Below are 17,816 nucleotides of genomic sequence, written 5' to 3' on the forward strand. Positions count from 1 at the left end.
GGGTCACGCGACTTTCATCGGGCGTCCGCCCCAGCGAATGCCCTTCTCGCTGCGGATGCGAGCGCGTTCTCGTCGTTGGGCGGCCAGGACGTCGGGGTGGCGGGCGTTCTGGTTGCGCCAACGCAGGTAGGCGTGCAGGTTCCGCGTCTGGACGATGTGATTGGGGTGGTTCGAGTTGGCGAGGGTGAACTGCCGCAGCGGCCCGAAGTGCGCCTCGATCGGGTTTGCCCAGGAGGCGTAGGTCGGGGTGAAACACAGCTCGACCTTGTTGCGAGCGGCCCAGCTGAGAGGTTGTCGAGGATCACGTAGATCGGGGCGCCGTCAGGGCAGGCAGCACGGATCGTCCGCAGGGCGGCCCAGGTGTGGTCGATGCCCTTGCGCTTGCGGTTGATGCCCCAGAGCTGGTCGTCGCCGACGGAGTAGCAGCCGTGGAAGTAGGTGATTCCGTGGGTTCGGCGATAGGTCGCCGGCAGACGGTCGGGGCGGTTCTCCATGGCCCAGCAGGAGCCAGCGGTCGGTCGGATACCGAGTGGACCGAACTCGTCGAAGGCGAAGGTGCGGTCGGGCCGCTGGTTGATCGCGTACTCGATCCGGGCGAGTTTGGCGTCGAAGCCCGGATCCGGGGACTCCTTCCAGGCTTTTGTGCGCTGAAAGGAGATCCCGCGGCGGGCCAACAAGCACCGCAAGGTCTCCCTGCCGATCCGGACAGGCCGGGTGATGTTCCCGCTGAGGTGATCGGCGAGCTTACGGATGGACCAGCGGGTGAAGGGCTTACCAAGCACGGTCGGCCGGGTGATGGCCGTCTGGACGACGAAGTCCTCGTCGTCACGATCGAGGAGACGGGGACGGCCTACCGCCCATCGAGGGTCCAAGCCGGCAAGCCCGATCTCGTTGAACTTATGGATCACGTCGCGGACGGTGTCCTTGTCAGCCTGGACCAGCCGGGCTATGACCGGGACCCTGCTCCCGCCAGCCGAGGCCAGTAGCATCATCGCCCGCCGGAACCTCACTGAACTGGTACCGCCCCGCCGGACAATGTGCTGGAGTTTTTGGCCCTCCTGCTCGGTCAGCCCGCGGACCCGGACCGGTTGCGCCATCCCGCCTCCCGCTGGTCCGGGGAAGCATTGCCAACCAGCACAACGAGCAACACGGCGAACCTTCCCGGTCACAGCACTAGATGACATCTGGTCGGGCGGACTGACACCAACGACGCGCGCCAGGACTGCCGGACGGTTCACAACCTCACGGCCTGCACGGACGCTTTCGCCGCAGGTGGCAGTCCGACTGATAACCCGGAGCAGGTGTCAACAAACTCGACCTTCCAGTGTCAGGTAGCACGAAAACGTGCACGCGTCTGCCCAGGTCAGCCTGCGGCGCCGGTGTCATGTAGCTCGAAAAGTCACACCTGCGAGTTCCACCGTTCCCGGACGGCGCTGTCGGTGGGGGCGTCTAGGTTGATCCGCAAGATCGCTGGCGGATGTCGTCGGTATACGGAACGCTTGTAGGAGGCTCGCCGTGCGGTGGTGGGACAGAAAGCCCGGGCAGAGGGCCCAATGGATGCTGGAACCCTTGGTGGGGGTGGGGCCGTTGGCCTTCGGAATGAACCCCGACGAGGTGGCATCCGCCCTGGACGGAGCGATTGCCCATGTCTCGCAAGGGCTGGGCCAAGGCACGGGCTGGGGCCACTACACGGACCGGGGCGTGACCGCGGTCTACGGCAAGGACAACAACCTGGTCGCCGTAGCGGTCGACGCGATGGACGGGCCGCTGGTGCGCCTGGGAGACATCGACCTCATAGCCCGGCCGCCATCCCAAGTACGTGCGGAGCTTCAGCAGCTCGCCCTCCGGGAGAACGTCTCTGTGCACCTGAACTGGAGCGGCGATCCTGAGATCGAGGCGTGGGGGATCTCCATGGGCGCGGCGCAGGAGCAGGGACGGACGGCCGACGGTCCCGAGAGGTATGTGCAGCGGTTGGACACGATGGTCACCGAGGCTCTGCTGGTTGGCCCCGAGCTCGCGAAGAACCCGTTCGAGTCCGAGCCGGTCAGCCAATGGCGCGACGTCCGCGACGAGCCGCCTCACCCGGGGACATGGCCCGTCCGGGCTGAGCAGGAACGGCAGCGCTGGGACTGGACACCGCTGCAGAGCGTCGGTCCGCTCAGGTTCGGCATGAAGCCACAGGAAGTGGCTGCTGCTCTGGGCGAGGAACCGACGACCCGTCATGGCCGGTACTCCTTCGGGGCACCGTGGGAAGGCCTGGGCCAGTGGATCCTGACCGAGGACCGCTTCGACCACACGGGGGTGAGCGCCCACTACGCCAGCGGCTTCAGCTGGCCCCCCGCTCTCGGCGCCGTCACCATTGACGGGCGGACCGGCCCGCAGGTCGAGTTCGCGGGCATCCAGCTGATCGGCAGGACCGTTACCGCCGTGGACACCGCCCTGACCCACCACGTCGAGGAGCGCGATCTCGGCCTGGTGATCGGCTGTGGAGGCGATCTCGGGGTCGACGGCCTCAACATGTTCGTACGGTCCACCCGTGCCGGAGACCTCCTGGTGAGTGGGGCCCGGTTCTGCCAGGAAGAATGGGAGGACCACGGCTGATGGTGAGCGCGGGCGATGAGGTCGCCGCCTGCTGGCGGGACGACCCGCAGCAGGCCGTCGCCGTGGTGCGCGAGCTGACGGTAGGCGGCGAGCTCGCGGTCGACGAGGTCCTCGACGCGGCGGTCGACGCCATGGTGGTGTGCGGGCTGCTGGCCCTGGCCAAGGCCCGTACCGCGGCCACGGTCGACCCGAGCACGGCGGCCGAGCAGTGGCTGACCGCCGTACCCTATTTCGCGCTCGCGGTGGCCCTGGCCAGCGCCGACCTCGAGTGAGTGAACTGTCGTCTCCGCCCGTGACGGCGGGGGCCGCCGGGCCGGTTGGGCGGGGCATGAACCCGACGAATGATCACCACCGCCGTCGCCCTGGCCGCAGCTCTGGTCCCGGCCGCGGTGCGGGCCTACGTCGACACCCGGGCCCGTCATCAACGCCGCGCCCTCGCCGAAGTACTTCGCGAAGAAGAAGGGCATCACCTGGCTGAACACGATCAATGACCAGGTGATCGGCATCGGGCAGATGGTGGTGCCCGGCACCCCGCGTGACTCCCTGTTCATCCTGGACGCGCTCTTGAACCTGGACGGTGGGGTGAAGCCGGAGATGGTCGCCACCGACAACGCGAGCTATTTAGTTACATGGACACCTTGCCCCTCGTTGAAGGTCGGGGGCGGCCGTCCAGGCTGTCGGGTGAGGCGGCTCAGGGAGTGTCTGTGCGAGTACAGCAGCGGCGGCAGGAGGACGGCTCGACGCTGGTTGAACTGCTCGACAAGGACGGGACGCCGGTCGAGGTCGTCGCCGGATTCCTGCGGTTTCTTGGCGCGCGGGACTGCTCGCCGAACACGCTGATCGCGTACGCCTACGACCTTCGGCACCTGTGGCGCTTCTTCGCGACCAGGGACCTGACCTGGGAGCGGTTCGGGCCAGCGGACGCGATCGCGTTGCTCGAATACCTGCGGTCGGTGCCGTCCCGCCGCCCGCGTCGGCGGATGACCCTGTCCGTGGTGACGATGGCCGCTGACGGTCCGGCGACCAAGCTCGCGGGCAGCACGGTGAACCGGATTCTGGCCGCGGTGTCCTTTTTCTACGAGTACGCGATCTTGTCTGGGCTGCTGGAGCGGGCCAACCCCATCGAGAAGCGTCCGGACCCTGCACTTCTGCACGTCTCCGAGCGGCATCGCCCGTTCATGGGACGGGCCAGCCGCCAGCGCCCGGTCCGCCGGGCCGTGCGCGTCAAGACCGTCCAGCGGGTGCCGCGGCCGCTGGACGACGGCCAGGTCGAGTTGCTGCTCGGTCAGCTTCGCGGGTTGCGGGACCGGGCGATCGTGTTGCTGATGCTCCACGGCGGGCTGCGCCCCGGCGAAGTGCTCGGCCTGCACCTGAACGACCTGGCCTACGGACGGCGGCGCGTCGTGGTCCGGCATCGCGACGACCATCCCAAGGGCGTCCGGTCGAAGTCCCGGGTCGAGCGGGTCGTCGACCTGCACGAGACCGCGACTCTGGCGGCGGTCAGTGCCTACGTGATGAACGAACGCCCCGACGACGCCGAGAGCCGGCTGGTGTTCCTGATCGGTGGCCGTGGAATCAGACGCTTGGAGGCGCTGGGCTACGACGGCCTGGTGCGGATGCTCTCCCGGGCCTGCACCCGGGCCTGCATCCGTGAGCCCTGGGTGACGCCCCACGCGCTGCGTCATACGCACGCGACCGCGATGTGGGAGGGCGGCATGCGCGAACTGACCTTGCAAAAGCGCCTCGGTCACGCCTCGCCCGAGTCCACGCGTCTTTACACCCGGGTCTCCGATCCGGCAGTCGTCGCCGACTACCACCGGGCCCTGGACGCGCTGGGCAAGCCGGCGGAGGGACGTTCATGAGGGGCGTCTTGGCTTCGACCGCCGCGCTGGTCGCCGCGCCGGAGCCGGTCCGTCGTCAGCGCCCCCGGCACTGTCCCGAGGGGCAGTAGGTGGGGGTCGTCCGCGGCCAGACCAGCTTCAATCGCCAGTACCTCAACGCGAAACTGCGCTACTACCGCGACTTCCGGACCCGGTGGCCGGACCTGGAAGCCTGGTTCGCCGAACCCCTGGTGGAACGGGCGGGCCGACTGCCAGGGGAGCCTTTCCACCGTCCGTCGTTCCCCACCTCCCACCGGGCCCGGACCTACCTGACCTATCTGGGCCTGCACGGGTACGCGACATTCGACTACCGGTGGATGTTCGCCGTCGGCCAGCTGCGCGTTCACGACCAGGCCGCCCTGCTGGGAATCGATCCGGGCACCATGACACTGGTCGAGGAAGCCGTCGCGCTCGGCTACAACCGGCTGTCCGCGAAGCAGGCCATGCACTGGTCGGTGGCCCGGATCGCGTTGCGCAACGGTCTGACCGACGTCGCCGACATCACCGGCGATCACGTGGCCGAGGTCCTGGAAGCCATCCGTCTGTTCCCTGAGGACCCGGAGTTCGCGTCCTTCTACCCGTCGGCGCAACAGCTCTACGAGGGCCCGGCAAAGAGCTGGATCACGCATCTGCACCAGCTTGAGGTGGTGCTCTTCCACCGCGGCCAGGTCGCCAAGCAGCCACGCAAGCTCATGCCGTCGTGGAAACCACCGCTGGCGCTTCCTCCCCGGATGCTGGCCGTCGCACAGAAGTGGCTGGCGGCCCGCAAACTGACCGACGCTCCCTCGACAGTGGACAAGCTGGAGCTCGCAGTGCGCACCTTCTGCCGGTGGCTTGAGGCCAACCACCCCGGTATCACGACGTTCGCCGACGTCACACGCAACCACTGCCTGGGCTGGATCGGGCACATCGCCGAAGCGCCGACCGAGAAGACCGGCAAGCCGCTCGGTGTCATGTCACGGATTCAGCGGATCTCCGGGCTGTCGCAGTTCTTCCGGGACACCGCGCTCTGGCAGTACCCGGACGTGCCCGGCCAGACCCTCATCGGCGCCGGTGACGCACCGAAATTCCCGCTGAAAGTGCCCCGTTTCATCCCCGACGACGAACTCGACCAGTTGATGCCGGCCATCGACGCGATCGCCTGCCCGTTCCAACGCGCCGCACTGCTCGTGGCCCGCTGGTCCGGCGCCCGACGCACCGAGATCCAACGTCTGCCCATGGACTGTCTGGACCGCTACCCCGACGGCACCGCACGACTGCGTCTCTCCGGTCGCAAGACCTACAAAGAACGCATCGTCCCCCTGCACGAGGACGCCGCAACAGCCCTGCAGCACGCCATCGACCTGCGCCGGAACGCACCCGAGAGACCGTTCACCGACGAACGCAGCGGGGAGGAGATCCGCTACCTGTTCATGAGCCATGGCAAGCTCCTGTCAACCTTCTACCTGTTCGAGACGCCGATCCAGGACGCCTGCAAAGCTGCCGGACTGGTCCGCCCGGGCGGTCGCGCTGGCACCGGACGTGGCACCGTCTCGGCCCACCGGTTTCGGCACACCGTCGGCACCCAGCTCGCTGAGCGCGGCGCGAAGCTCCACACCATCATGAAGGTGCTCGGCCACACCTCCGTCAGCATGGCCCTGGTCTATGCGCAGATCAGCGACTAGGAAGTACTGCGCGACTACAAGGCCGTGCTCGGCCCCGGCGCCACGATCGCCGGGCCGGCCGCCGACGAACTGCGCAACGGCTCGCTGCCGGACACCGCGGGCGACTGCCTCACGACGAACTTCTTCAAGACCGAACTCGAACTCGGCCGCTGCCTCCGGCTCCCCGCCGAAGGCCCCTGTGAATGCGACCTCTACCTGACCTGCGCGAAGTTCGTCACCACGCCCGAGTACGCACCACGTCTGCGGGCCCGACGCGAAGTCGAGCAGACTCTCGCTCTCGACGCCGCCCAACGCGGCTGGGAGCGCGAGGTCGAACGACACCGCTGCACCAGCGACCGCATCGACAAGCTTCTCGCGGACCTCGGTCAACCAGCCCATCCGGGAGAGGGAGCCGAGAGCACCGGCCCGTGACTGCTACCTGGGGGTTATCGGACCGGTCCTTGCTCATCGACCAGCACCGTGGGCGGAGACAAGAACACGTCTGCTTTCACCGGTCCGTAAGCGATGTTGAAGGTGTCGAGCCAGTACGACCAGCCCCGCACTCCCGCCGCGCTGCTGAAACGGTAGTTGAGCTGCCAGCGGACCCACTGTCCGGGAACAAGCCGTACGGCCGGGGGCCGTCGTGGCCGAGGAGGTATGGCAAAGAGGGGCTGAACCCGGGGAAGGACTCGCAACCGACCCTTGTCTTCGCGGAGCTGGACGTCGACCTTGCGCAGGTCTTCCTGGCCGTCGAAGGGGTCGAAGCCGTCGCTCTCATGCATGCGGACCACGTGCGCGACCGTGGGCGACAGAGGCGGGACGCGAAAGCCGACCGGGACGGCGTTCCTGCGAGCCGCGGCCTCCCCTCCACGAGACTCCTTCGTCCAGGACGTCCGTATCCATTGAACGGTGACCTCCACAACGCTCCCCCATGCCACCTCGTCGAGAGCTTCACCTTATGTCCGCACGACCTGACAACACATCGGAGGAAGATCAACTTGAACTGTCCACATAAACAGCGACATGGTGTTTGGCATCTTCAAGATGCTCGGTTACCGGTTCTCCCCCCGTTTCAAGGACTTGGAGGACCAGCGGTTCTGGAAGGCCCAGATGCCCGGCGCCGAGGCGGCGGGCGGGTACAGGCCCCTGGAGGCCATCGCCCGCAACAAGGTGAACGTGAAGAAGGTGATCACGCACTGGCCGGACATGCTGCGGGTAGCCGGCTCCCTGGTCACCAACCAGGTCAGGGCATACGACCTGCTGCGGATGTTCGGCCGCGAGGGCCACCCGACCCCGCTGGGACAGGCGTTCGCCGAGTACGGGCGGATCGCCAAGACCCTGCACCTGCTCGCCGTCGTCGACCCCATGGACGACACCTACCGGCGCCAGATGCACAAGCAGCTCACCGTCCAGGAGTCCCGCCACAAGCTGGCCCGCGAGATCTGCCACGGCAAGAAGGGCACCATCCACCAGGCATACCGGGACGGAATGGAAGATCAGCTGGGCCCGCTGGGTCTCGTTCTGAACGCCGTGGTGCTCTGGACGACCAGGTACATCGACGCCGCGGTCGCCCAGCTCCGCGCCGAGGGGCACGAGATCCGGGACGAGGACGTGGCCCGGCTTTCCCCGCTCAAGCACAAGAATCTGAACGTCCTGGGCCGCTACAGCTTCACCGCCTCCCAGCCGGTCGACGGCCTGCGCCCGCTGCGCGACCCGGAAGCCGTCGACCTCGACGACGATGACGACGAGTGAGGTGAATGCGGACCGCTCCGTCCGCCTCCTCGATGTGGTACTCAGGAGACACGGAAGTCGGGGCAGCCCAGAATGCGCACGAACTTGGTGGAGTCCAGCGGGTAGGGGATGGTTTTCCCGAGGCCGTGGAACCCGATGCGTCGGTAAAAGGCCCTGGCGCGGCAATTATCCTCGCGTACCCCCAGGGTGAGCCAGGTGTAATCGGTGTGCTCGCGTGCGAAGTCGACTGCCGCTTCCTCAGCGCCCGCGCCGGACCGTCCGGACCGCGGTGCGCCGGGGCAACACAGACGGCGTGCACGTGTGCGGTGTCGGGGATGCCGTCCAGGGGTGCGACCCCGGCGGTTCCGGCCCAGGAGCCGGTCTCGTCGATGGCCACGAACAGTGCGTCGTCGGCTGCGGCCCTTTCTGCCTGCTTCCGCCACGTGCGGTCGAAGAGCGCGACAGCGTCGGCGGGACGGACACCGAAGGCGTAGGGCGAGTTCAGCAGGGACTCAAGTCGTATCGCTCGCAGCTCGCGCCACCCCTCCGCCGTGATCCGGCGTATGACGTACTTCATTTTCTCGCTCTGTTCGGGGCGGTCAGGGGCGGCGTGCGGGCACGATGTCCTTCGTCAGAAGCGTGTTGCCGGACCAGCAGAGCCGGTAAAGGTCCACTTCATCCAACAGGTCGCGGCCGGAACGATAGAACTCGCAACGTGTGCCGGGTGGTCGGGATGCGGAACGGGCCTGGTCGGACGGGTAGGGATAGGCGCGGGCCGGCAGGAGAGGGGCGAGTTCGGCGCGCGGCCGGCCGGTGGTCAACTCCTCGAACCGGGAGGGCGGCAGCACGCTCGTGGTGAGTTGCCAGGCCAGGTAGAAGGCGGATGGTACGAAGAAGACAGCTGCGACGACAGGTGCCACGAGGGCGACGGCGGAGCGGCGACGGGCGTCGCTCCGTACGGAGGCGAGCCGCTTGGCGGACTCCGGTACAACGGTGCCCGGTGCTGTGTCTGTTTCCGGGCCCGGGTCCGGGTGGGGAGCGGATTCGGACGTGAACGCGGGCCCACGGGTCCCGGCCGGCGTTCCATCGGCCGATCCCGGTTCCGGCGCCGGCGTCCCGCGACGGGCGATGGCAGTGGCCTGATGCGGGAAGACGGCGGTGACGTGGAACCCGCCTTCGCCGGGCCCGGCCCGCATCGAGCCGCCGAGAACCGTCACCCGCTCCCGAAGCCCCGTCAGCCCCCGGCCGCCGACGCCGCTTGCCAAGCTCTCACCCGGCTGCGACGGTCCGCCGCCCGGTGGAGCGGCGTTCACGACGCTCACGCCGGTACGGTCGGGCTCATGGGTGATCCGCACCCTGATCGAACAGTCCGGTGCATGTTTCACCGCGTTGGTAAGGGCCTCCTGCACCACCCGGTGCATCCCGCGTTCGACAAGGGGGGACATCTCGGGCACCGCCCCGCGCCGCTCCCATTGCACTGGCACCCCGGAAGCGGCCGCCCGTGAGAGGAGATCCTCGACGGTGCCGTTGACGGGCAGCACCGCATCCTTGTCCGTGCCGGGCGGGTCGTGCAGGACGGCGACGGTCTCCCGCAGTTGCTCCACCGCGTCCGCGATCGTCCTGCGCAGCTCGACGAGGTCGGCGCGGTCGCGGTCGGTGAGGTCGGGCGAGAGTTCCAGGGCCCCGGCCCGCAGGGCGACCAGACTCAGGGCGTGGCCGAGGGAATCGTGCATGTCGGCCGCGATGTCCGCGCGCTCTGTCAACCGCGCCCGCTCCGCGACCAGATGCTGGCGCTCTTCCAGGCTCCGGGCCAGCCGCCAGCCCTCCCTCACGAGTTCCCGCCGGCCACGCCAGTGCCGTCCGGCCAGCCAGGGCAGCAGAAGGGCTGCGGGCAGCACGGTCATCGCGTAGAACCACCATACGGGAGGCGTTCGCAGCACCGCGCACGTCGCGAGATCGACCGCTGCGCACCCGACGAGCACCAGGAGCGGGCGCCACGCCGCAGCGACCCGGGCACCAAGCAGACAGCTCACGGCGACCAGCGACAGGACGTGGGCGTTGCCGGGAGTCGCGGAGTCGGACAGGCCCCACACGCACAGCCCGTTGACCAGCACGACGGCGGCCCCCGGCCGGCGGCGGGACCACGGCACCGCCACCGCCAGCACGGCCAATGGGAGAAACAGATCCAGAACCAGCGACGCCGAACCCGCGTCCCAGAACCCGAAGCCGGTGGCGGCGGCGAGCGCACCCCACAGAGCCACGTCGCCGCACACGGGCCTGGCTGAGGTGATGCGCGTGTGCAGCATGGCGCGTCGGCCGTCCTTCCGCTCGATGTCCTCACCTGTCAGGGGCGATTCTGTGGGACGAACCCGGACGCCCGACGCGGGGGGGGGGGGGGGGGGGTAAACGGTGAGGGCGTTCGGCCGGTTGCGCCGCTGTTCAGGCGTCACGCCGTCGCAGCACCAAGAGACCGGCCCCCTGGGCGATAACTGCCCACACCATCAGGATCAGCAAGCTCACGACATCCGGGAATGGGGCTTTGCCATCACCCAGCATGAAATAACCACCCACGGTTTGCGGCATGTACTTGTTGATGGCCAGCAGCACCGGGCCCCCCAGTCCGACCAGCATGCTGGGCAGCGCGGAGATCACGAAGAAGATCATGGCCACGGAGCCCGCCGCCGTCCGCAGAGCGAACGACACCCCCACCGTCATCACACAGACGAGGGCGGAATAGACGCCCATGGCAACGGTTTGGTACACCACCTTTGACAGCTCGAAGCTGGCGTGCCCCTGGAAGGGCCCCCAGGCCAGGGCGATGCCCAGCACAGCCCATCCCACTGCGGTGACGAAGCCCACCAAGGCGCTCAGTAGCGCCTTGGCCAGCTGCACACGGAGTCTGACCGGCACCCACAGCAGCGAGGTGCGCATGCTGCTCGTGGAGTACTCGCTCGTCACCATCGTCATCGCAAGAATCACCAGGGCGAACTGGGTGAGGATAACCGAGGACGCCGAGGCGTTGCCGACCGGCTGGATCGGCTTGTCGTTGATCCGAGCGATCGATCCGTAGTAAAAGGTGAAGATCGCAGTCACGATCAGGCCAACCAGCAGGCAGACGTAAGGCGTGCGGATGGTCCAGAGTTTGGTCCACTCCGAGGTGAACGCGCCGACGAATCCGCCACCGGTGTGGCCGGAGACCATGCGCCCACAGCGGCCGTCGCTCACGTCAGCCGACATGGCGCTCATGCTCCCGCTCCCTGCGTCTCCTTGGTATTCGTGCCACCGAACGCAGGGGCGCCCGTTTCGTACTCCATGCTCTGCGCGGTCAGTTCCATATAGACCTGTTCCAGCGAAGCGGAGACGGTCCGCAGTTCGTGCAGCCGTAGCCCCAGCCGGTAGGCCAAGTCGCCCATCTGCTCGACACTGCGGCCCTTCACGACAAGCTCGTCGGCCGCGGGCGACTCCACGTTCACGTCGCCGTCCTTCCGGAGATGGTCGATCAGCGTGCGCAGGTCTGCCACATCCGGGGTGCGCATCCGCACCGACGACAGCGAGCTGCTGGCCAACAGGTCGGCCATCGGCGTGTCGGCCAGGAGCTTGCCCCGTCCGATAATGACCAGCTGGTCGGCGGTCAGCTGCATCTCACTCATCAAATGACTGGACAGGAAGACCGTCCGGCCCTCTGCGGCCAGGGACCGCACGAGTTCACGCACCCAGCGGACACCGTCGGGGTCGAGGCCGTTGACCGGCTCGTCGAAGATGAGTACCTGTGGGTCGCCGAGCAGTGCTCCCGCCACGCCCAGCCGCTGGTACATACCGAGGGAGAACGCCCCAGCGGAGCGCCGCGCCACCTTCGCCAGGCCGACCGTCTCCAACACCTCGTCCACCCGGCGCAGCGGAATGCCGTTGCTACGCGCCTGCGCCACCAGGTGGCTGCGTGCGGAACGGGCCGGGTGCAGCGCCTTGGCGTCCAGAAGCGCCCCGACCTCGCGGATCGGGTGGCGCATCGAGGAGTACTGCTTGCCATCGATGAGCGCCTCACCCCCGGACGGATGGTCAAGGCCGAGAATCATGCGCATCGTGGTCGACTTTCCGGCACCGTTGGGCCCCAGAAAGCCGGTCACTTGCCCACTCTTGATGTCAAGGCTCAGACCGTCCACGGCGATGGTCTCGCCGTAACGCTTGGTCAGTTCTCGAAGGGTGATCACGGAGCTCCTTCGTGTCGGTCGTCGAACGCGGAAGCCGACGGCGGTGCGCACCGACCGACGCATAGTGCGCAACGCTGGGCGGCCACCGCGTTTCCTGTACGAGAGCGACGCTAGAAGCCCGCGGCGCCGGCGCCCATTGGTCGAACGGCAGCAGCGTCCTGCCCTTCGTCATGGGTGTGCCCGGACTCGGGACTGAATCTGTGGAGCCCGCCCTTCGCACGGCTGTGCGCCGGGCTTAGGCTCGCAGCGTGGAAAAGACAACACCGGGCAGTCGGCCTGTCCGGGTCCTGGTGGCCGACGACGAGGCGATGGTCCGGGCGGGGGTGCTGGCCATCCTCGCCCGGGACGCGCACGTTGAGGTGGTCGCCGAGGCAAGCGACGGGCACGAGGCCCTCGCGCTCAGCCGCCTGCACCGGCCGGACGTGGTCTTGCTGGACATCCAGATGCCTGGCCTGGACGGGCTGACGGCAGCGGCGAGGCTCCACCGGGAATCGACAGCGATCGGTGTGATCATGCTGACGACCTTCGGCCAGGACGAGTACGTCACCCGTGCCCTGGAAGAGGGCGCCGACGGTTTCCTGCTGAAGGCGGACGACCCGAGAGAACTCCTCAACGGGGTACGGGCGGTGGGAGCCGGCGGGGCCTACCTGTCCCCGCGGGTCGCCGGCCGGGTCATCGCCGGGCTGCGCGCCCACCGGGCGGCGCACCCTCACCGCTCACTGGAGCGGCTCACCGAACGGGAGCGCGAGGTGCTCGCCGGACTCGGGACGGGACTGTCCAACGCGGAGATCGCGAGTCGGCTGCACCTCGTCGAGGGCACGGTGAAGGCACACGTCAGCGCGGTCTTTGCGAAGCTGGGCGCACGCAACCGGGTGGAGGCGGCCATCTCCGCGTACGAGGCAGGCCTGGTCCCGTCGGGCCCCCGCTGACCAGGGGCCGGCACCCCGGTACAGAGTGATCGTGTCCCATCAAGCAACGTTGGCCCTGTCAACGACGGCGTACAAGCGCCGGTCGTCGGGGTGGCGGTTTCGCCAGATGATGCAGCGGCGGGTCATGCCGCCCCACGCCTCGTGGCCGGCGTGATCGGTGCCGCCGAGGGCAAAGTCGCGAGCTGAGCTTCGATGCGCTCGGGACACTGGTTGCGAGGGTAGAGAGTTCCGGACCCCGCACTTCACCACCGTGGACATCGGCCCCGCCCACGAGTTCGGCCACGGAATGGTCGCCGTTGCCCGCCGCAAGGTCGAGCGGATGCGGATGTCGGAGTGGCAGTTGTCCCGTCTCAGATGATCTGGTCCGAGGCCGTAGTCGTGACCTGCGACGACCAGATCGTTTGAGACGAGTGGCGAGCCGAAATCTCAACTGATCTGGCCTGTGGCGGGTGGATGTCGCCCTGAGTCCTAATCCGTCTGGTCCGCCGTGGCGGAACCCGAGAGAGCGGCAGCTGGCACACTTGCGCGACATGAGCGACTGGTACGAGCAGTTGGAGCTGGGCAGTGATCTGGTTCGGATCTCGGAACCCCGCGTCGGCCCGCTGCTGTCAGCAAAGCTGTGGTGGCTGCATGGAACCGACCGCGACATCGTCGTCGATGCCGGGCTTGGCGTCGTTGCCCTGCGTGGGGAGATCCCACGCATGTTCGAACGTGACCCGCTGGTAGTTCTCACCCACGCGCACCTGGACCACGTTGGCGGGGCTCACGAGTTCCGTGAGCGGGCCGGCCACCCTGCCGAAGCCGCAACCCTGGCCGAGGGTGTCCCTGCCAGTCTGTACGGTGCCGAGCTCTACGAGAAGCTGGGCATTGACGCTGGGGATGAGCCTGTCCCGGACCTACTGATCAAGAGTCTTCCGTATCCCGAGTACGACCCGCGGACATATCGGGTTCCAGCGGTGACACTGAGCCGCCAGCTCGACGACGGGGACCGAATCGATCTGGGCAGCCGTACGCTGACGGTCCTTCACCTACCGGGCCACTCGCCGGGAAGCATCGCCCTGCTGGAGGAGCGTACCGGGGTGCTGTTCTCCGGCGATGCGGTGTACGACGGCTACCTCATCGACGACCTCCCCGACTCCGACATGCCTGCCTACCGGCGCAGTATGGAACGCCTCGCGCAGTTGGACGTGTCCGTCGTGCATCCGGGCCACGGGCGCAGCTTCGACCAGACGCGGCTTCGTGAACTTGCCGGTGACTACCTGCGCGGCAAGCCGTGACGGAGCCCGACGCTGGATATGAGCTGGCTCCCGCCAGGGCTGGCTACGAATCAGTCACCTGACGATCAGTCGCCCTGCACCTCTCGGCGACCATAATCTGCGAGCAGTCCCGGCGGACCAGATCACCTGAGAAGCCCTGACGAATCGGACCAGATCATCTGCGACAGGGGCCAGATCATCCGAGACGGGACACCTGACCACGAAGGCGTGCGTCACGCTCAAGTGATGTCCTGTGTCATCGAACCTTGAGCGCGTGTCACCGAAGATTGATCTCTATCGGTGCCCCTCCCAGCCCATGTCCTTGGCCACATCTTCCTGGGCCGCGGCAATCTCTTCCTCGGTCGACTCGGTAATGCCCACCTCCTCCAAGCGCGCCAGCAGGTCTGCGAGGGCCTGCTTCTGAGCCGGGTGCGTGATCGGTACGGCGTTCAGGTCGGTGCTCATCAGCCAGTCGAACAGCACGATGGCGTCGGCACGCCACAGGCTGAGATCGACGCTTGGGGCTGACCCCCACGGGAATCCAGTTTCCATGCGGGCATCGTGCCAGGTCAGCGGCGTGCAGATCATCTCTATCCGCTCGGCCCGCACCGGCGGCCCTGGAAAAGGCAGCCCCGGTACGGGCCTCTGACCAGCGCGATCAATCTTCGGTGACACAAACGCGTGTCCATCAAAGTTCGATGGCACGCGCTCAAGGTTCAGTGACACAGGACAGCGGTGCGGCTTGCCTCCTGGCCTGGGGATTGGCACTCAAATTCGAACAAGATTCTAAAAGGGGTATGGACCGGCACCCCTTCCCCGACGACCTGATCGATGCCCAACGGGCATGGCACGCCATGGCTTTGTCCACGAGAACGGACAGCAGATGTTCACCACTTCGGGAGGCACCACTACCTGGTGCTGTTCGATTGCGTACCTCCGGAGCGTGAGTACCGGCGTCGTCTGGCAGTCGGCTAGAAGAGACCGGCTTGCATGTGGTGCGTGAGGTTGTCGAGGGTCTCGCGCAGCCATGGGCTGCGGACCGCTGGCAATCGGACCAGGGTGTGCTGGAAGGTTCCCGGGTCGGCTCGGAACAGGTGGTGGGGGCGTGGTGGGGGCGGGTCGTCGCGCAGTACGCCGTCGGGCATGGTTCCCGAGGTGGGGAGGTAGAGGTGTGGTTCGGGGAAGGCCATCCACATCCATATCCCGAACGGCAGTGGCACCGGGCGTGCAGATGCGTTCGGTCCGGCCGGGCTCCAGAGTTCCCCCGTCTGCGGGTGGGTCGGCACGAGGATCATGTCGGCGTCCGGGCCGAGGGCGGACAGCCCCGGACCGGCCAGGACGGCGCGTCGCGCTGACTGGTCCGCGGGCAGCAGAGCGTCGAGGGCGCGTTGGAACACTTCCGCGATCAGCCCGGGCGGGACTGTCACCGGTCGGCCGTCGGAAGCTACCAGGAGGTGGGCCAGGGCCCGGCCTGCTGCCGCTTCCCACCGTGGGCTCCAGGACCACCAGTGGTCCAACCCGAGGAGCGAGCTCCACCTGCTGATCGGCTCCATCGGGGGCGTGGCTACTTCCTCGTCCAGCAGTTCCTCCCAGGAGAGGATTGCGGTGTCGGAGTCGGTGTCGTCGACGGGGAGGCGGTGCACGGCGTCCGGCGCGAGCCAGACCGCCTGCCAGAGTGAGCAGTCGTCGATCCGGCTCGCCACCGGCAGGCCGCACGCCTCACAGGCCATGTTCGGGCCGTCACCCCAGTCGAGGCCGCAGCAGTAGCCGCCGGCTTCGTGCGGGACGAGCACGGTGCCGCGGGTATCCCCGGGGGCGATGACGACGGCGCCGGGTGCGCTGTCGGACAGTGCGTAGAGCGGAGCGTAGATGCCGCGGGCCGCCGCCTCGTCCGGGTCAATCTCCTCCCACCTCCGCCACGGCGCCCCCCAGGGCTCCGGTTCCACGGCGAATGTGCCCGACTCCATGAGCACCGGGAGCTGGATCCCGTTCCCGTACTTCTGATGGGCATGGGCCGGCAGCGCGACCGGGGACAGCGGGATCGTCAGCTCGGCGCCACATCCCGCACACACGAAAACGAACAAATGTCCTCCGCGAAGAAAGAGGGGGCATCGTCGCAACTATGTGGCGGACCATCCAACCGGTTTTCAATCTGAGGCGCGGGACTGTGCACCGCCACGGTGTGTAAGGCCACCGTTCGAATCCCCGACGTGCCAGGTGCCTCCCGAAGTGGTGAACATCTGCTGTCGGTTCTCGTGAACAAAGCCATGGGCGCCGTCTGTCAGACCCTCCCCGTACCGTTACAAGTCCTACTCGTAGCGGCCGCGGGGAGCACCTCAGTGGACGACGACCTCCAGATCGACAACGACGAAGACCTCTACCGCAACCCGGTCTACTACGAACCGGCCGCCCGTAACCTCGACCTCCAGGCCGACGACCTCGGCGTTCCGAACGGCCAAGGCCTCCTCGACGTGCTCATCGGGCAGCGGAAGCGCGTCCCCGTCGATAAGCGTGGGCTGATCTGCCCCGACTGCCGGGACCTTCGCAGCCGGCGCGTCCCCATGTACCTCGTCGAACGCGACGGCCTGTGGTTCGCCTCCCACTACCGCAAGCCCGGAGACAAGCCCATCAGCCACGAGTCCGACGAGCACCTCGCCCGCAAGGAACGCGTCGCGAAGGACTCCGAGGACCACGGCTTCCCCGCCGACATCGAGGCCCAGACCTCCGACGGGCACGCGCGCCTCGACGTACGCATCACCGGCGCCAACGGAATCGTCCTGGGCTACGAACCGCAGCTGAGCGCCCAGACCGCCCGCGGGATGCGCGCCCGCGAGAGGTTCCGGCGCAACGGGGGCATCCAGTCCGTGTGGGACTTCGCCGACCTCGACCACAGCGGCATCGGACGTGTCCCCTACGTCCGCACCCCCGACCTTCCCGCCTCCGTCATCCGCGTACGGAAAAACCCCATCGAGATCCGCGAGGGCAACTTCGTCGTGGAAGAGGGCCACTGCACTCCAAGTGGCGCGCTCGATAGGTGCCCCAACAAGCCCTACGACTCCAAAAACCCCACCGCAACCGGGTACTGCGGGGACTGGCACCGCGTTCTCGTCCCCGCCCACCAGTCCAGCTCATACGCCGTGAACCGCGGCTCCCTTACTCTGACCCAGTTCATTGTGGAGGCCGCGGCCGGCGAGCGAGTCCCGTTCCAACGAGACGGCCATTACGGATGGCTTCCTGTACAGCAGTGGCAGAACTACCTCGAGGCGAACGGACCCGACCCGGAGGAGAAGAAGCGACAGGCGCCGTCTGTACGTCGCGGCGACCGGCACGACAGGTGTACCGAGGACCGCCCGGCGTCAGAAGTGCGGTCCGAGCCGAAGCAGAGACGCGGCAGCCGGTCCATCGTCCTCGAGTCCCGACCTGCCGAAGCCGAGGAGGCCAGGGTGCCGGTGGACGCGGCGGGGAAACCGATCCCGCTGTGCTGCTTCTGCGGCGACCCCGCCAGCCTTCCAGGCCCCGAGGGGCTTCCCGAGCACTTTTCGTGCCGCAGGAAACAGGAGCCCTGACC

General features: G+C 67.7%; 15 protein-coding genes and 3 pseudogenes. 10 read left to right on the forward strand and 8 right to left on the reverse strand.

Going from position 1 to position 17,816, the window contains the following annotated elements; genetic code table 11:
- Positions 1 to 3: 3 nt before the first annotated feature.
- A pseudogene (locus CCZ36_RS34475) lies at positions 4 to 1,097 on the reverse strand (IS630 family transposase).
- 460 nt (positions 1,098 to 1,557) lie between these two features.
- On the opposite strand from CCZ36_RS34475, the gene CCZ36_RS35170 reads away from it, so the two are divergent.
- The 6 genes and pseudogenes from CCZ36_RS35170 (at position 1,558) to CCZ36_RS35180 (ending at position 6,556) form a co-directional block, all read left to right on the forward strand.
- Positions 1,558 to 2,601, forward strand: coding sequence for a hypothetical protein (locus CCZ36_RS35170; RefSeq protein ID WP_206515792.1), 1,044 nt, complete (start codon positions 1,558 to 1,560; stop codon positions 2,599 to 2,601).
- Positions 2,601 to 2,873 carry a hypothetical protein gene (locus tag CCZ36_RS34485; protein WP_128819366.1) on the forward strand — a complete coding sequence of 91 codons (273 nt, stop codon included), beginning with the start codon at positions 2,601 to 2,603 and terminating at the stop codon, positions 2,871 to 2,873. The genes CCZ36_RS35170 and CCZ36_RS34485 overlap by 1 nt, the downstream gene beginning before the upstream one ends.
- Before the next feature lie 136 nt (positions 2,874 to 3,009).
- Positions 3,010 to 3,222 (forward strand): annotated as a pseudogene (locus CCZ36_RS37110) (Tn3 family transposase); the annotation flags it as partial.
- Between the two features lie 8 nt (positions 3,223 to 3,230).
- Positions 3,231 to 4,463: a tyrosine-type recombinase/integrase gene (locus CCZ36_RS34495; protein WP_237302810.1), complete on the forward strand. Its 1,233-nt coding sequence runs from the start codon at positions 3,231 to 3,233 to the stop codon at positions 4,461 to 4,463.
- Positions 4,464 to 4,552: 89 nt separating this feature from the next.
- On the forward strand, positions 4,553 to 6,145 hold the full coding sequence (locus CCZ36_RS34500) for a tyrosine-type recombinase/integrase (RefSeq protein ID WP_206515793.1): 1,593 nt from the start codon (positions 4,553 to 4,555) through the stop codon (positions 6,143 to 6,145).
- 24 nt (positions 6,146 to 6,169) lie between these two features.
- Positions 6,170 to 6,556 carry a hypothetical protein gene (locus CCZ36_RS35180; RefSeq protein ID WP_206515794.1) on the forward strand — a complete coding sequence of 129 codons (387 nt, stop codon included), beginning with the start codon at positions 6,170 to 6,172 and terminating at the stop codon, positions 6,554 to 6,556.
- Positions 6,557 to 6,570: 14 nt separating this feature from the next.
- Here the strand turns inward: CCZ36_RS35180 and CCZ36_RS34505 are convergent, their stop codons facing one another.
- On the reverse strand, positions 6,571 to 7,044 hold the full coding sequence (locus tag CCZ36_RS34505) for a hypothetical protein (protein WP_128819367.1): 474 nt from the start codon (positions 7,042 to 7,044) through the stop codon (positions 6,571 to 6,573).
- A 97-nt stretch (positions 7,045 to 7,141) separates the two neighbouring features.
- Between CCZ36_RS34505 and CCZ36_RS34510 the strand changes: the two are divergent.
- Positions 7,142 to 7,876 (forward strand): annotated as a pseudogene (locus CCZ36_RS34510) (Tn3 family transposase); the annotation flags it as partial.
- Here CCZ36_RS34510 and CCZ36_RS37115 read toward each other — a convergent pair.
- The 4 genes from CCZ36_RS37115 to CCZ36_RS34525 form a co-directional block, all read right to left on the reverse strand.
- Complete coding sequence (locus tag CCZ36_RS37115; protein WP_443069774.1) at positions 7,794 to 8,432, reverse strand: GNAT family N-acetyltransferase; 639 nt, start codon at positions 8,430 to 8,432, stop codon at positions 7,794 to 7,796. The pseudogene CCZ36_RS34510 and the gene CCZ36_RS37115 sit on opposite strands and share 83 nt — an antisense overlap.
- 22 nt (positions 8,433 to 8,454) lie before the next feature.
- The gene (locus CCZ36_RS34515; protein ID WP_206515827.1) at positions 8,455 to 10,161 is read right to left on the reverse strand and encodes a sensor histidine kinase; all 1,707 of its coding nucleotides are present in this window, start codon (positions 10,159 to 10,161) and stop codon (positions 8,455 to 8,457) included.
- 133 nt (positions 10,162 to 10,294) lie between these two features.
- The gene (locus tag CCZ36_RS34520) at positions 10,295 to 11,101 is read right to left on the reverse strand and encodes an ABC transporter permease (RefSeq protein WP_069734995.1); all 807 of its coding nucleotides are present in this window, start codon (positions 11,099 to 11,101) and stop codon (positions 10,295 to 10,297) included.
- Positions 11,098 to 12,063 carry an ABC transporter ATP-binding protein gene (locus tag CCZ36_RS34525; protein ID WP_069734994.1) on the reverse strand — a complete coding sequence of 322 codons (966 nt, stop codon included), beginning with the start codon at positions 12,061 to 12,063 and terminating at the stop codon, positions 11,098 to 11,100. The genes CCZ36_RS34520 and CCZ36_RS34525 overlap by 4 nt, the downstream gene beginning before the upstream one ends.
- 308 nt (positions 12,064 to 12,371) lie before the next feature.
- Here CCZ36_RS34525 and CCZ36_RS34530 point away from each other — a divergent pair, with 308 nt between their 5' ends.
- Together CCZ36_RS34530 and CCZ36_RS34535 are read left to right on the forward strand one after the other, a co-directional pair.
- Positions 12,372 to 12,992 (forward strand): response regulator, encoded by a 621-nt coding sequence (locus CCZ36_RS34530; RefSeq protein WP_237302873.1) that lies wholly within the window; start codon positions 12,372 to 12,374, stop codon positions 12,990 to 12,992.
- A gap of 530 nt (positions 12,993 to 13,522) precedes the next feature.
- Positions 13,523 to 14,269: an MBL fold metallo-hydrolase gene (locus CCZ36_RS34535; protein WP_128819368.1), complete on the forward strand. Its 747-nt coding sequence runs from the start codon at positions 13,523 to 13,525 to the stop codon at positions 14,267 to 14,269.
- Positions 14,270 to 14,542: 273 nt separating this feature from the next.
- On the opposite strand, the gene CCZ36_RS36265 is transcribed toward CCZ36_RS34535, so the two are convergent.
- Positions 14,543 to 14,974, reverse strand: a complete 432-nt coding sequence (locus CCZ36_RS36265; protein ID WP_237302811.1) for a hypothetical protein — start codon at positions 14,972 to 14,974, stop codon at positions 14,543 to 14,545.
- Between the two features lie 245 nt (positions 14,975 to 15,219).
- Entirely contained in the window at positions 15,220 to 16,332 is a 1,113-nt protein-coding gene (locus CCZ36_RS34545; protein ID WP_128819369.1) for a hypothetical protein, read from the reverse strand.
- A gap of 255 nt (positions 16,333 to 16,587) precedes the next feature.
- Here CCZ36_RS34545 and CCZ36_RS34550 point away from each other — a divergent pair, with 255 nt between their 5' ends.
- Positions 16,588 to 17,814 (forward strand): hypothetical protein, encoded by a 1,227-nt coding sequence (locus tag CCZ36_RS34550; RefSeq protein ID WP_128816818.1) that lies wholly within the window; start codon positions 16,588 to 16,590, stop codon positions 17,812 to 17,814.
- Positions 17,815 to 17,816: the final 2 nt, after the last annotated feature.

The sequence above is a fragment of the Streptomyces sp. S063 genome (assembly GCF_002832675.1).
Taxonomy (GTDB): Bacteria; Actinomycetota; Actinomycetes; order Streptomycetales; family Streptomycetaceae; genus Streptomyces; species Streptomyces sindenensis.

Excerpts from the sequence above, each read along its gene's own strand:
- CCZ36_RS34535 (WP_128819368.1), top strand. The coding sequence starts at position 13,523 with ATGAGCGACTGGTACGAGCAGTTGGAGCTGGGCAGTGATCTGGTTCGG.
- CCZ36_RS37115 (WP_443069774.1), bottom strand. The coding sequence starts at position 8,432 with ATGAAGTACGTCATACGCCGGATCACGGCGGAGGGGTGGCGCGAGCTG.
- CCZ36_RS34485 (WP_128819366.1), top strand. The coding sequence starts at position 2,601 with ATGGTGAGCGCGGGCGATGAGGTCGCCGCCTGCTGGCGGGACGACCCG.
- CCZ36_RS34495 (WP_237302810.1), top strand. The coding sequence starts at position 3,231 with ATGGACACCTTGCCCCTCGTTGAAGGTCGGGGGCGGCCGTCCAGGCTG.
- CCZ36_RS35170 (WP_206515792.1), top strand. The coding sequence starts at position 1,558 with ATGCTGGAACCCTTGGTGGGGGTGGGGCCGTTGGCCTTCGGAATGAAC.
- CCZ36_RS34515 (WP_206515827.1), bottom strand. The coding sequence starts at position 10,161 with ATGCTGCACACGCGCATCACCTCAGCCAGGCCCGTGTGCGGCGACGTG.
- CCZ36_RS34530 (WP_237302873.1), top strand. The coding sequence starts at position 12,372 with ATGGTCCGGGCGGGGGTGCTGGCCATCCTCGCCCGGGACGCGCACGTT.
- CCZ36_RS34520 (WP_069734995.1), bottom strand. The coding sequence starts at position 11,101 with ATGAGCGCCATGTCGGCTGACGTGAGCGACGGCCGCTGTGGGCGCATG.